At 69.9% G+C, this 12,492-nt stretch carries 12 protein-coding genes and 5 pseudogenes; 11 read left to right on the top strand and 6 right to left on the bottom strand.

Going from position 1 to position 12,492, the window contains the following annotated elements; translation table 11 throughout:
* Positions 1 to 85 precede the first annotated feature (85 nt).
* Positions 86 to 475 (top strand): annotated as a pseudogene (locus ACZ38L_RS36420) (Rossmann-fold NAD(P)-binding domain-containing protein); the annotation flags it as partial.
* Positions 472 to 1,014, top strand: a pseudogene (locus ACZ38L_RS36415) (SDR family oxidoreductase); the annotation flags it as partial. The pseudogenes ACZ38L_RS36420 and ACZ38L_RS36415, both read left to right, overlap by 4 nt.
* 386 nt (positions 1,015 to 1,400) lie before the next feature.
* Here ACZ38L_RS36415 and ACZ38L_RS36410 read toward each other — a convergent pair.
* A pseudogene (locus tag ACZ38L_RS36410) lies at positions 1,401 to 2,471 on the bottom strand (IS110 family RNA-guided transposase).
* A 312-nt stretch (positions 2,472 to 2,783) separates the two neighbouring features.
* The gene (locus ACZ38L_RS36405; RefSeq protein ID WP_465701811.1) at positions 2,784 to 3,026 is read right to left on the bottom strand and encodes a transposase; all 243 of its coding nucleotides are present in this window, start codon (positions 3,024 to 3,026) and stop codon (positions 2,784 to 2,786) included.
* Between the two features lie 77 nt (positions 3,027 to 3,103).
* On the opposite strand from ACZ38L_RS36405, the pseudogene ACZ38L_RS36400 reads away from it, so the two are divergent.
* Positions 3,104 to 3,362: pseudogene (locus ACZ38L_RS36400) on the top strand (transposase); the annotation flags it as partial.
* Between the two features lie 453 nt (positions 3,363 to 3,815).
* Positions 3,816 to 4,382, top strand: a complete 567-nt coding sequence (locus ACZ38L_RS36395) for a hypothetical protein (RefSeq protein WP_465701808.1) — start codon at positions 3,816 to 3,818, stop codon at positions 4,380 to 4,382.
* A gap of 397 nt (positions 4,383 to 4,779) precedes the next feature.
* Here the strand turns inward: ACZ38L_RS36395 and ACZ38L_RS36390 are convergent, their stop codons facing one another.
* Positions 4,780 to 5,613 carry a hypothetical protein gene (locus tag ACZ38L_RS36390; protein WP_465701806.1) on the bottom strand — a complete coding sequence of 278 codons (834 nt, stop codon included), beginning with the start codon at positions 5,611 to 5,613 and terminating at the stop codon, positions 4,780 to 4,782.
* Between the two features lie 199 nt (positions 5,614 to 5,812).
* On the opposite strand from ACZ38L_RS36390, the gene ACZ38L_RS36385 reads away from it, so the two are divergent.
* From ACZ38L_RS36385 to ACZ38L_RS36375, 3 genes are all read left to right on the top strand, one after another.
* Positions 5,813 to 6,370, top strand: coding sequence for a DUF4303 domain-containing protein (locus tag ACZ38L_RS36385; RefSeq protein ID WP_465701804.1), 558 nt, complete (start codon positions 5,813 to 5,815; stop codon positions 6,368 to 6,370).
* A gap of 977 nt (positions 6,371 to 7,347) precedes the next feature.
* Entirely contained in the window at positions 7,348 to 7,851 is a 504-nt protein-coding gene (locus ACZ38L_RS36380) for a DUF7933 domain-containing protein (RefSeq protein ID WP_465701802.1), read from the top strand.
* Positions 7,852 to 8,226: 375 nt separating this feature from the next.
* A complete protein-coding gene (locus ACZ38L_RS36375) occupies positions 8,227 to 8,661 on the top strand; it encodes an NUDIX domain-containing protein (protein WP_465701800.1) in 435 nt (144 codons plus the stop codon).
* Here ACZ38L_RS36375 and ACZ38L_RS36370 read toward each other — a convergent pair.
* The 3 genes from ACZ38L_RS36370 to ACZ38L_RS36360 all read right to left on the bottom strand — a co-directional run bounded on the left by ACZ38L_RS36370 (position 8,594) and on the right by ACZ38L_RS36360 (position 10,406).
* Positions 8,594 to 8,980: a hypothetical protein gene (locus tag ACZ38L_RS36370; protein WP_465701798.1), complete on the bottom strand. Its 387-nt coding sequence runs from the start codon at positions 8,978 to 8,980 to the stop codon at positions 8,594 to 8,596. The genes ACZ38L_RS36375 and ACZ38L_RS36370 overlap by 68 nt on opposite strands.
* 540 nt (positions 8,981 to 9,520) lie before the next feature.
* Positions 9,521 to 9,748, bottom strand: a complete 228-nt coding sequence (locus ACZ38L_RS36365) for a hypothetical protein (protein ID WP_465701796.1) — start codon at positions 9,746 to 9,748, stop codon at positions 9,521 to 9,523.
* Positions 9,723 to 10,406, bottom strand: a complete 684-nt coding sequence (locus tag ACZ38L_RS36360) for a type III effector protein (protein ID WP_465701794.1) — start codon at positions 10,404 to 10,406, stop codon at positions 9,723 to 9,725. Before ACZ38L_RS36360 ends, ACZ38L_RS36365 begins: the two co-directional genes overlap by 26 nt.
* 109 nt (positions 10,407 to 10,515) lie before the next feature.
* Between ACZ38L_RS36360 and ACZ38L_RS36355 the strand changes: the two genes are divergently transcribed.
* The 4 genes and pseudogenes from ACZ38L_RS36355 to ACZ38L_RS36340 form a co-directional block, all read left to right on the top strand.
* Positions 10,516 to 10,950 (top strand): Hsp20/alpha crystallin family protein, encoded by a 435-nt coding sequence (locus ACZ38L_RS36355; RefSeq protein WP_465701792.1) that lies wholly within the window; start codon positions 10,516 to 10,518, stop codon positions 10,948 to 10,950.
* Positions 10,951 to 11,037: 87 nt separating this feature from the next.
* A pseudogene (locus ACZ38L_RS36350) lies at positions 11,038 to 11,118 on the top strand (STAS domain-containing protein); the annotation flags it as partial.
* 130 nt (positions 11,119 to 11,248) lie between these two features.
* Positions 11,249 to 11,653, top strand: coding sequence for a DUF2267 domain-containing protein (locus ACZ38L_RS36345; RefSeq protein ID WP_465701790.1), 405 nt, complete (start codon positions 11,249 to 11,251; stop codon positions 11,651 to 11,653).
* 337 nt (positions 11,654 to 11,990) lie between these two features.
* The coding region (locus ACZ38L_RS36340; RefSeq protein WP_465701809.1) for a helix-turn-helix domain-containing protein at positions 11,991 to 12,492 on the top strand (502 nt) is incomplete at its 3' end.

The raw sequence follows: 12,492 nt of genomic DNA, 5'->3' as shown, positions 1-12,492 counted from the left end.
GGTACCTCACCCCACTCGAAACCCGAGCCAGACTGCAGCACGACTTCACCCCCGCAGCGTAGAAACCTGCTGTCCAAGATCAGGGGGAAACTTCACCGCCGACCGCAAAGCACCGATGGCCGCCACCCGGGATATCGCCGCGGCCGCCGCCGGCCTGCTGCTCGACCGCTCGTGGACGGGGACGGGCGAGGTCCCGGTGCTGGGCCCCGAGGACCTCTCGGCGAACGACATGGCGCGCATCATGTCCGACGTGCTCGGCCGCCCGGTCCGCTACGAGCGACAGTCGCTCGACGACTTCCGTGCCGCGCTCACTGGACACGGTGTCGGGAAGGCGCTCGTTGAAGGCTACGTCGACATGATGCGCTCCAAGGACGACGGCCTCGACGACGGCGTGCAGCGCACCCCTCAGACCGCGAGCCCGACAACCTTCCGCGAATGGTGTGAAGAGGTCCTCAAGCCGGTGGTCCTGGCATGAGTGCCAAGACCGCTCTCATCGTCGGGGCGTCCCGCGCCCTCGGGCTCGGCCTCGCCACCGAGTACGCACACCGCGGATGGGACGTCATAGGGACCGTCCGGGGCAGTCGCCGCACTGGTCTCCATGACCTGGCCGAGGCGTCCGGGGGCCGGGTCACGGTCGAGTCACTGGACATGACGAAGCCGGAGCAGGTCACCGCGCTGCGCGAGCGCCTGGCGGAGCGCACCGTCGACCTGCTGTTCGTCAACGCCGCCATCACGAGGGGCGATATTCCGATCGGCGACGTCCCGGAGGAGATGTTTGTCGAGGTCATGGTCACGAACGCGCTCAGCCCGATGCGCGTGGTCGAGCGTCTACGCTCGCTGGTCGCGCCAACCGGGACCATCGGCGTCATGTCCTCGCGCCAGGGCAGCGTCAGCTTGAACACCAACGGTGGTCAGGACGTCTACCGCGCCAGCAAGTCCGCCCTGAACCAGCTCATGCGCAGCTACGCCGCCCGGAACGGCGAAGCCGCGCACACACTCCTGCTCATCTGCCCACCCATGAGGGTCGGGCCTGTCAAGTGGCAGGCTGCTGACCCTGGGTTGTGGTGACTCCCTAGGGTGTTTTCTTTGGGGGCTTCCTGGCGGCTGTTCGGCCCGGCCGCCGCGTGGGAGGGGGTCCAGTTGGAGCGCCTGGAGCCCGTGAGGGATCGAGCGGGCGAGGACGAACGAGCTGGACGCCGACGAGCGGCAGGCGATGATGGATCCGCCGAGGACGTTCCGAAGTGGCCGCGGGGGCCTGCGTGTTGGTGTTCCCCCGCGTGCGTGGTCGGCGCGTGGCGTGTCACATCCACCCATCCGGCGTCCGGCCTGGGCCGGCGCCATGACCGTGGTGCGGGGAAACCGGGCTGCTCAGTCAGGTCATCGAGTGCGGCGGTGCCGTCTCATGGGCAGATGCGAGCGCGCCCGGAGCGCGTGGCCGCTGTTGAGGGCCGGGGTCTTGAGGCCCTGCGGGGAGGTGGCGTCTGCTGCTGGTCGTGGACGGCGCGCAGGACGTGGTAGGCACGGGTGAGGAGCTTGCGGGCGACGGCGGTGGTGGCGATCTTCTTGCCCCGCCTGCGGGCCATGTCCTGGTAGCCGGAAGCGAACAGCGGGTGGCGTTTGGCCGTCTGGGCCGCCTCGCACATGATCCAGCGCAGCCATGCATCGCCCTGCTTGGAGATGTGGCCCTGGTGGACGGTGCGGTCCGAGCTGCGGACGGTCGGGGTGAGACCGGCTCAGGAGGCGAGCTGGCGGGCGGAGGGGAACCGGGTGATGTCGCCGACCTCGGCCACGATCATCAGCGCGGTGAGGGTGCCGACGCCGGGCAGTTCCATCAGCGCGGTGACGCGGGGATCGCCGCGGGCGTGAGCCGCGAGCTCCTTGTCGAGGGCATCGATGGCCGGCTGCATACCGTCGATGAGGGCGAGGAGGTCGTCAACGACGCGGCGGGAGGCGTCCGGGAGCGGCAGTTCGGCGAGCCAGGCGCGGCCCGGACCGGTGCTGAAGCCGCCCGCCCGGGCGTGCCCGAAATCGGCGAGGATCGCGTGGATGCGGTTGCGCAACAGCGTACGCAGGCGGACCAGCTGGAAGCGATGGCGGAGCAGGGCGCGCTGCTGGCGCACGTCCAACGGGGCGATCCACGCCTCCGGCAGCAGGTCGACGCGCAGCAACTGGCCGAGGGTGGCGGCATCGACCTTGTCGTTCTTCAGCCTGGCGGAGGCGATCGCCTTGCAGCGCAGCGGGTGGACCAGGTGGGACTCGTAGCCGTAGTCGTCCAGGAGTTCCACCAGCCAGCCCCAGCCGTAGGCGGCCTCGAACGCGACCGGGGTGCCGATCGGCAGGTTCCCGATCACCCCGAGCACCGTTTCGACGCCGTTGGGGACGTTGCGGTTGACCTGCGCCTCACCGTCCTGGCCGATCAGGGCGATCTGGGACCTCTTGCGGTGCACGTCGATCCCGACGTAGACAGACATTGCCGGGCCTCCTTCCCGAGCACGTATGTACGTACCCGGACCATAGGCATCGCCGGGCTGTGCACGGAAGGGGGCCCGACCCTCATAGGGTCAGGGCATGTCCGCACCGAACTCGGCGGACCGGGCGCACCACTGACCATCGACCAGTCCATCCCAGGCGTGGTGGACACGATCGACCGCCACAGCGGCGAACCGGGCCTGAAATTCCTCAACTACCAGGACCAGCCCGTGTCCTGGTAGCAAACCGTCGGAGTGACCTTCCGGCCAGGAGACGACCACAACCAGCCGAGGTACCAAGTGAGAGGCCCTGGTTCATGAGCTCAAGTTGTTCTCTTCCTCCAACATGCGATCGGACCCTACCGGGGCGCCCAGATCGGCCGCCGTCGAGGGGGTGCCGGCCTCCTCCCGCGAGCGGGCTCGGTGCGCGTTGACCCAGTTCCGAAGCGTCTCGTGATTGACCCCGAGATCATCAGCCACCGAGCGGATCGTGCGTCCCGGCTCCGACAAGTACAGCGCCACGGCGTCCGCCTTGGACTCCGGCGAGTACACCTTCATCACCACGGGGGACTCCTCTTCCTCTGGATCTCTGTGATCCAGTGTCTGGGGTGTCCACACTTCAGGGGGAAGCTCCCGCCGTGATCGAGCACGGAGCCGGTCTCGGAATCGACGTCGAAGTCGTCGCGAGAAAATCCGATGCCCGCGGCTTCCATGTCGTGAAAAGGCGCTGGGTAGTCGAACGAACTCTGGGGTGGATCATGTTGCGCCGCCGTCTCGCTCGCGACTACGAGACCCTGCCGGGCCAGCTCCGAAGCCGTGATCCACGTCGCCTCGATCGACAACTTCACCAAGCGCATAACGGACGAAACCACGCTAACCTGGCGAGGAACTTAATGGGGCACAAAGGGCAATCCGTTCACATCAGACGCCTACTCAGGACGGCACCAGCAGCGCGCCGACCAACGGACCGGCCCCCGGCCTACCAGGCCACGCCCAGGGCCTCCAGCTGCCGCGCCGCTCCGGGCTGAGCTTGCCTCGCCGGGCCTTCTGACTGTTCGGCCAGGTGCCCGGCGACGTCCGTCCTCCTTGTGTGTGCGGGTCCATCGCGTGGCCTTCCCGCTCGTGCGATCTGCATCGCGGATTCTTCCGGTCGTTCTTCCGGTAGTCCGTCCCGTTCCTCTTCCTGGTGTCCCTGTCCGGCTCGATGTTCTGCTGTACGCGGCCAAGCGATGGAGATCCGCTGCGAGTTCTCTTCGCTTGCTCAAGGGCGCCAAGGGGGCTGATCGCCCTGCACCTGAACTTGCGCCAGGTCCCTCATCGGAGAAACAAGCCAAGGAGTGTTGCGACATGATCCAATCCAAGTGGGCCTCCCGCGGCAGGCGTCGCCTCCGGATCGCCATCGCCGCGACCGGCATTGCCGCCGGCTGTCTGACTGTGATCCCTGTGGCCTCGGCCTCGGCGGCAACCGTCCCTGGAGCTGTCTGGATCGAGAACGGTGCGTTCAACGGTTCCGTTCTCTGCGCCAGCGCCTATGACGAGTCGGTCTGGTTGCAGTCCACCAGCGCCGCCGTCGGCAACCCGTACTGCGAATGGATGCAGATGGGCCCCGATTCCCAGTTCTCGCTGCTCAACGTCGGCAAGTACCAGGTGATGGCCTACACCGGTGGCAACGAGGGTGCTGTGGTGATGGAGCAGCCCGGGACCTCCAGTCTGGGCTCCAATGCGGAGCAGTGGTCCTGGGGCGGGGAGGAGAGCTGGGGCGCCTACGCATTGCAGTCGTACTACGACAGCGGACAGAACGTCGACGCCATGTCACCTGCTGGGGACTTTCCTCGCACTGACCCGGTCCACACCCGCGGCTGGCGCCACGGCTATCAGCGTGAGCTGACCTGGAACAAGGTCGCCGCACAGTGACCCCGTGGTGCGAGCCGGGCTCGGTCCGGCTCGCACCACGTCCGGCCCGATGCGCTCCGCTCCGCCAGGTTCAGAACATGATCCTCGGATCCCACTTGGCCGATGCCGGGTTGTGCGCCGCTTGCGCCGGGCCCCGTCTGGCCGTGGTCCGCCCCGACCTGGAGATCCCCGGCCGACTCCGCCGGGAGAGCGCCGTTCTCTTCGCTGCCCCCGCTCGTCCGGCCCGGCGCCGCGGGTGGCCGGTCCGCTGGCTCCGCAGCCGAGCCGGACGGTAAGTCAGCCGCCCACGCCCACCGGTGCGGTGCGGCCATGGGCTGATCGTGGCCTTGCCGGGGGCGGCTACGGCCGCCCGGGAAGGCGGAACAGCGATGGAAAGGGGCGGGCCGCGAGGCTCTGGTTACCAGTTGCCCCAGGTGCCGGTGCTCCACCGCGGGGTGCCGTTGCTGCTGTAGAGCACGAAGTTGCCATCGTTCTGCGCCTTCGCGTAGTCGCCGGGCCGGCCTGCGATCGGGAGCGACCAGGTCGTCATGCCGGTGTTGGCGTTGAGGAGCCACAGGGCACTGTAGTTCGTCGAGCCCATGACGTCCGCATACGTGCCCGGGTGGCCATAGGTCCCGGTGGACCACAGCACGGCGCCGTCGCGCTTGCGGTAGAGCACCAGGTTCCCGTCGGGCTGCATGATCAGCCAGACCGAGTTCGACTCGATCCAGGTGCCGGACGTCAGAACGCGATGCATGTCGAGAGTGTCGTTCGTGGCGCCGACGGCCGGGCTGTATCGGGTGTTGGTCTGCCAGAACGCGCCCCCACCGGTGACCGCCAGCCAGCCGTTCAGCAAGTTGGCGTTCGCGCCCGGGTGACCCCAGGTCCCGCTGCTCCACAGGGCGCCGCCGGAGATTGGGCTGCCGTTCTGGCGGTAGACGACGAAGTTGCCGTCGGGCTGCATGTAGGCGTACGCGCCCCAGTTGCCGTAGGTGCCGCTGGCCCACAGCACCGGTCCGTGGTGGCCGGTGTCGCCGTCCAGGTAGAGCACCAGGTTGCCGTCCCCCTGCATCACCAGGTCGGACTCACCGCTGATCATGCTCTGCCCCGGGATGAGCTTCTGACCGCTCAGCAGGTTCGTGCTCGCCATGGCCGGTGGCTTCGCCGTGGCGGTGACGGCGGGAGCCGCGAGGGCGATGGCAGCGGCGCCGAGCAGGGCCACGGTGGCACGTCCGAAGACATTCTTCCGCATAGGGCGGAATCCCCCCTGTCGTAGGGCCCACGATTTGCGTGGACCCACGATTCATACACCCTGGCCTGCTCGGCCTGGCAAGCGGGTTATCGGTGGTGTGTAGCAGCGTTCCGACCCAGTACCACTGCCCTGTGCGGTGACGCCCTTCGCAGACACTCCTTTGGATCCGGGGATACTGGGGCCATGAGATCGCACTGTGGTGGCTGGTGCCGTCGTGCCTGATGGTGAGGGCTGGCTGCGGGTAGAGGTGGAGCGGGTGGCGCGGGTAGCCTTCACCGGGCTACTTGAGGCCCGTCCGGCTGCGGACTACTGCGGGTACGCGTTGTATTCCGACGCCAGCGCGATGACAGTGTGCTGCGCGGCCAACACCGTCTCGCACCTGGCTCAACTGCGAGCGAAGTACCCGGCCGAGGCGGAGTACCACGAGTGGACTCCGGCGCAGTGGGCGACGGAGGGCGTCGCCGCCGAGCAGTTCGCGTCGATCTGCCGGCGACTGTACGCCGCGGGGCCGGACGACGACGGCGCGGAGCTCACGAGGTTCCGGGACACTGTGTACGACGCGTGTGTGGCGGCGCTCGAATCGCTCGTCGCCGCCGGTACCTTCGGCCCGGGCACCGATCACGTCGTGGTCTTCGCTGTCTCCGACCCCGACGACGAGGACCCCGCGCGCGAAGCGGAGTGGATCCGCCGCCTCAACCCTCCGGATCAAGCCGACCGGTTCGCTCGCTGGCTCGAGACGGCCTCAGCACAACCGTAGGGAGCGGCTACCTCGATCAGGGCAGGCTGACACCGGACGAGAACCACGCGCTGACAATCGGTCGCGACCTCGACCAGCGCCTGGCCGCGACAGGGGGGCTTGGTGCCTACCTGACCGTGCACCCGGTGGGTGAGACGATCCGACCGGCGGCCGCCGTGCCCCCCGTATCCCGGCGGCCGCCCACCCGCGACGACAGCGTCCTGGCGGCCCGTGCCGGCGCTGACCAAGCCCGCACCGCTCCTCGCTGGTCTCGTCCCGCCGGGCCTTGGTTGTTCAGCCAGGCGCCCAGCGACCTCCCATCCTCCTTGTGGGGCGCGGGGCGGCGTGCACCGACTGGTGAGTTTCGCCCGCGGAAGTGTTCACCCACCGCCGCACTGCTCACCGAATTGGAGAAAATCCAATAGCGTCTTTTTGATGTGACTAATCAGGAAGCTCATTGATCCAGTCCCCTGCCGATTCAAAGGCGGGGGAGTTGGCATCCTCGTCGTTGTCCAGCAATGCGACGACCCACACAGTGGTCCCCAGGATCCAACCGTCGTCCCATTTCGCACGGGACAACAGACGCTGAAACCGGTGTGCCCCGGCCACCCGACCGCCTTCGCGAGGGTCGTGATCACGGCGGCCGCCAACCTCCCCCAGGTTCCGACATCCCGGCCGAGCAGCACCGAGCCGGCCAGGGTCACGATCTGCAGGCAGCCGTGCCTGCAAGGTCTTTGATCAGGAGTTACGGTGACGCCCTGCCAAGAATACGCCAAAAGTCGGACTGGAAGGCGATGTTCACTACCCGCGTGGGCGCGGCGCGAAGGGGATTTTCCGCCACTATCTCATAATGGGTGCAACGGGTAAGGCGCTGACAAATAGCTCTTTCCGTTGCCATCGTGCTCGTTGTGGACGCCATGACCGCGGGCTTCGACCGTGTTTCAGGCGTCCCCGTTCAGCCGGGCGATCGTCCCCTTCGAGACAGGAGAGACACTTTCATGAAGCACACGCACCCCCCCATCCGCCAGCGACTGGCATGCCTGACCGCGATCGCGGCTGGCGCCGTTGTGCCGATGGCGGCGTTCGCCGCCCCTGCGCAGGCGCAGCCCCTCGTGCCCACGCTGGTCGTCCAGAAGTCCCACAGCCCGGAGACCTTCGAGCAGGGCAGGACCGGCCAGTACAGCATCACCGTCACGAACATCGGGCCCACCGCCACCACCGACGCAGCCGTGGTGGTCGACACGCTTCCCACCGGCCTCACCCTGGCCAAGACCCTCCCCAAGGGCTGCACGGCCGTCAGCCCGACCCTGGTCGAGTGCGACATCGCTGCCGGAGTGGCCCCGGGGGCGACGTCGGCCGTCACGTACACCATCCCCGTCGTGGTCGACCATGACGCCCCCGGTGAGGTCGTCAACACGGTCCAGGTCATCGACAGCGTCACCGGCGGGCTGCTCGACTCCACCACCGACCTCACCGTCATCCGGGAGCACCACCACCCGTGACCGGCCGAGGGGTTGGAGGGGAGTTCCAGCGAGCGTCGCTCTCGTCCAGCCCATAACGTCTTCTTTGAGCGGCGTAGCGCCGGCTACCAGCACAGCCCTGTGGCCACACGGGCCTACATAACCGCCGCACTCCGACGGCGACCAGGTCGCGGTGCGACGGCGGAATTGCCGTCGGCACCTGCTGCGGCCCGTCACGCCAATCGTGTCCGTCGTGCCCAGGTCCGCCCCGCTCGTTGAACCGGCGAGCGCGCCGATCGGGGCACGCGGCGACGATGCCCGCGCCCGGCAGTCGCCACGACGCCGGGCGCATGCGGCGTCGCCGCGCCCGGGGTAGCCGGCCAACCGCCCTCGACCGCACGACCTGGCGGAGCCCGCGTGCGCGACCTGGGGGCGATGATCGCCGAACCGGGCATCGGGCAGGTTCGCGTGCGGGTGTGCGCGGTGCTGGTCCACGACGGCCGCATCTGCCTGATTCGCCGCCAGCGCCCCGCCGGCCACAAGTACTCGACGCCCGGCGGCCTGGTGGAGGACGGCGACGACCCACAGGCGGCGCTGCGCCGAGAATTGCTCGAAGAGCTCGGCCTCGACACCGCCGCCCTGCCAGCGCGGCCGGTGCTGCGCTTCGTCCGGGACCAGGAGATGCTCCGTCCCGGCGAGAGCGCGCCGCTCCGTCGCCGGCACCCGGTCTTCACCGCCCACCTGCCGACCTTCCCGTATGCCCCGCCGTTGTCCGGGGATGCCGCTACTGGTGGCTCGTCGTTTCGGGGGAGTGGGCCGGGCCATTGTGGTGGCCGAGGACGTCGGTGCTGAACTCCTGGTGCCAGTCGTTCAGTAGGCGGGCCTGATCGCGGGCCCGTTCCGCGAGGCGGTCAAGGGCTTGCGGGTCCAGCCGTGGCTCGTCGGCGGCGATGGCGCGTAGCGCCCGCCGCAGGGCTGCTTCACCCTCGACTCCGGTCCGCATCGCCTCCAGCTCGAGCAGGTCGCTGAGCGGGGAGCGGTGGAACAGCGTGCCGTTGGGCTTGAGCCGCGCGGCGCGCTCACCCGCGACGCCGAGCCAGGTCCGCCAGTGGCGCGCGAGCACGCCCAGGCGCTGCATGATGCGTATCAACTCGTCGCGGTCCTGGGCCACGTCGTCGGCCAGGCGGCGCAGCTCGGCGCTGCGGCGGCCGCCCCGGCCCGTCCTCGCCCTCGCAGGCCGCTGCTGACTCGGTGCCGGACGCCCGCCTCGGTGTCCGGCGCAGTCCGACCACGGGCGCCCGCGTAACCTTCACCGCCCAGCGGCGCCCCCACGCCGTGGCTCCCTTCCCGCGCAAGCCGTGACCGCAGTGGCCGGTCTTGCGCTGCCGCCCGGCGCGGGGCGGCCACGCCCACCCTCACCTCAGCCAGGAGCACCCACAGCCATGGCCCGCAAAAGCAAGAAGAGGCGACGCCATCCAGCCCACACCAAGCCCAGCCACAAGCTCCCGCGGCCCCGCCGCCTCACTGCTATGCGCGTTTCCCGGCGCAGGGAAGGGAACAAGGAACCGCACCTTGGCGCCCAACGACACCCGGCCCGACTGCCGCTGCGGCCCGGTCAGCCGGCCCGCCGGCCCTCCAGGGGCAGGATCAGGGAATGACACCGCCGGCGGGCGGCAGGCTGACCCTTGCCCGCGACGCGAGGGGTTGACGGTCACTCCGGCCGGCGCGCGGCGGAATCCACTCTGCGGCTTCGGTCCGTCTCGGGCTGTTGGAGGGCCGCGCGCAGGTCGTCCAGGCGCGCGAGGCAGGCGTCGACGGAGGCGATGGCGGCGGCGCTCTCCTGGCGCATCCGCCGCCCGACGGCCTGGAGCTGGTCCTCGATGCGTTGCCGTCGTTGCTCGGCGGTGATGGGGTCAGGCGCGCCGTTGGTCGCTGTCATCGCGGAGCTGTTCGGTGCGATGGGTGAGGTCGTCGAGGCGGGCGGCGAGGTGGGGGTGGCCGGCGGCGAGGTGGGGGCCCATGGCCGCCAGGGGCGCTATCAGGCCGGCTGGGTCGGTGGCGCCGAGGGCGGTGCGCAGGGCTGCCTGGGCGGGGCGGGCCCGGGGTGCGAGGTCGGTGAGCGCGGTGACCTGGGCGGCGAGGACGCGCAGATCGGCGGCGTTGTCCCGGGCCCAGACGGTGACGGCGCGGTCGGCGGCCCGCCGGTCACGTACCGCCTTCACCCGCTCCGCGCCGGTCCCACCGGCGACGGAGGTACCGCCTGCGGGCTTGAGGCGCAGGTAGCGGTTCTCGGCGGCCTGGCGGCTGGCAACGCCCATGGGCTCGGCCAGATCGGCCCAGGTCGCCCCCGAGGCGCGAGCCGCCTCCACCAGGGGGGCCTCCCAGCCGGCGAGTTCGGTGCGCAGCTCGCGCAGGAGCAGCAACGCGGCCAGCGTCTGCTCGGGCTGAGCCTGGGCGGCGGGCGGGGCGGTGGTCTCGGTGTCCTGGGCGGTGCGGACGGCGTCGTCGATGGCGGCGAGTGCCGCGGCGGCGGCGAGGAAGGACGCCGGTCCCGGCGGCGTCCCGCCGCCGGTGGCGGACGCGTCGGGCTCTCCCATTGCTGTCACTCCTTTGGCGACTCAGAGGTTTGTCATCCGATGGATGACATGTTAGAACGGATTCAGGTGAAGCGCACTGGCACCCATCAACCAGTGGAGGTGTTTCGCGATGCTGCTGCGCACCGATCCGTTCCGCGAGCTGGACCGCCTGACCCAGCAGTTCATTAACACGACCGGCACCTGGTCCCGGCCGACCCCGATGCCGATGGACGCTTACCGCGCCGGCGACGAGTACGTGATCTGTTTCGACCTCCCGGGCTGCGATCCGGAGGCGATCGACATCGACGTCGAGCGGAACATGGTGACCGTCAAGGCCGAGCGCCGGCCCCGTCACGAGGGCGAGGGCGTGAAGTGGGAGCTGTCCGAGCGCCCGCTGGGCGTCTTCTCCCGTCAGGTCGTGCTCTCCGACACCCTCGACCCAGCGGGGATCAGCGCCGACTACGACGCGGGGGTGCTGACCCTGAAGATCCCGGTCGCGGAGAGGGCCAAGCCCCGCAAGGTCGCGATCAGCCACAGCGAGGGCCGCAAGCAGATTCAGGCCTGACCTCCCCGATGCCGTTCCGCGCCGCGCTACTTCCCTGAGCGGCGGCGCGGAACCCCCTACCCGCCGGCCGCCTTGGGACATCGGGAGGTGGTGCTCAACCTGTCGGAGGTGACGTTCGTGGGCTCATCGGGCCTGGGCGCCCTCGTCCAGGCCCGTAACCAGGCCGACCACAGTGGCAGGCGCTGGCCCTACGAGGGGTCGGCCATGCCCCTCAAGTCGACCCGTACGCCTGGCCACCGTGACCCGGCCGGCCTGTCGTGTGGCCGGCCTGGTTCCGTTCCTGACGGAGGGATCTGCGGTGACTCTTCGATGGGAGGCGTTCCTGGACCAGGTCCAGGGACGCGGCGAATACGACACGCCCCAGGAAGCCGAGCGCTCCGCCCGCGTCGTGCTGGCGCTGCTCGGCGCTCACCTGGTCGGCGAGGTGCGTGCCCAGCTCGCGGCCCGCCTGCCCGAGACCCTCGCCTTGGTCCTGCTCAACCCGCTGCAGGCCGCCGAATCGCTCAGCTCCGAACGGTTCGTGCGCGCCACCGCGGCCTGGATCGAGGGCGCCACCGAAGCCACGGCCCTGTGGGACATCGGTGCCGTCCTGTCTACCGTGGCCGACGCCGCCGGCGACCAGCTCATGCGGCAGGTCCTGCTCCAGCTGCCGCCCGGCTACGACGTCCTGTTCGGCCGCCCCGCCGCCGGCCACCGCCCCTGACCCCCGTCCCGCACCGCCGCGAGCCCCGCGGCGGCCCGCTCTGGAAGGCCCGCGCCATGCCCCGGCGCCGCCGTCTGATCCAGCAGGTCCGCGCCCTCGACACGGTGCTGGCCCTGCTCGGCTCCCAGCCCACCGGCGACGAACGCTGCGACCTCGCCGCGGCCCTGCCCATGCGGGCTCGCGCCGTTTTCAGGCTCTCCTGCCGCATGTGTGGGTGCGCTGATCTGCGGCTGGACGTGAAACACGCCGCCCTCTGTGATCCTTGAGGTGTCGAGACTCAAATTGGATCAAGCAGAGAGACGGCGTGCCTGCCTTCAGCATATGGAAGCGCACCCTGATGGTCGAAAACACCGTGGTCGAGGCGGTGCGCTGGGACGAATCGGAACAGTGTGTGGTCGCGTCGGTGCGGCCTGACGCGCGGCGCCGTGGGCGGTGCGGGCTGTGCCGGCGCCCGGCCCCCTGGTACGACCGGGGACGCGGCCGGCGCCGGTGGCGGGATCTGGACCACGGGGCGGTGCGGGTGTTCCTGGAGGCCGATGCCCCGCGGGTCGCCTGCCCACGGCACGGTGCGACCGTGGCCTTCGTGCCCTGGGCCCGGCACGACGCCGGGCACACCCTGGCCTTCGACCAGCAGGCGGCGTGGATGGCCGCCGAGTGCTCCAAGAGCGCGGCGGCCGAGCTGCTGCGCTGCACCTGGCGCACGGTCGGGCGGATTGTCGAGCGCTACACCGCTGACCGCGACCGGGGTACCGACCGGCTGGCGGGGTTGCGCCGGATCGGGATCGATGAGATCTCCTACCGCAAGGGCCAGCGCTACATGGCCGTGGTGGTCGACCACG

Source organism: Kitasatospora sp. NPDC024654 (assembly GCF_055559155.1).
This window is presented reverse-complemented; position numbering and strand designations above follow the sequence as displayed.

Excerpts from the sequence above, each read along its gene's own strand:
- ACZ38L_RS36360 (WP_465701794.1), bottom strand. The coding sequence starts at position 10,406 with ATGGGAGAGCCCGACGCGTCCGCCACCGGCGGCGGGACGCCGCCGGGA.
- ACZ38L_RS36390 (WP_465701806.1), bottom strand. The coding sequence starts at position 5,613 with ATGCGGAAGAATGTCTTCGGACGTGCCACCGTGGCCCTGCTCGGCGCC.
- ACZ38L_RS36365 (WP_465701796.1), bottom strand. The coding sequence starts at position 9,748 with ATGACAGCGACCAACGGCGCGCCTGACCCCATCACCGCCGAGCAACGA.
- ACZ38L_RS36355 (WP_465701792.1), top strand. The coding sequence starts at position 10,516 with ATGCTGCTGCGCACCGATCCGTTCCGCGAGCTGGACCGCCTGACCCAG.
- ACZ38L_RS36395 (WP_465701808.1), top strand. The coding sequence starts at position 3,816 with ATGATCCAATCCAAGTGGGCCTCCCGCGGCAGGCGTCGCCTCCGGATC.
- ACZ38L_RS36405 (WP_465701811.1), bottom strand. The coding sequence starts at position 3,026 with ATGAAGGTGTACTCGCCGGAGTCCAAGGCGGACGCCGTGGCGCTGTAC.
- ACZ38L_RS36380 (WP_465701802.1), top strand. The coding sequence starts at position 7,348 with ATGAAGCACACGCACCCCCCCATCCGCCAGCGACTGGCATGCCTGACC.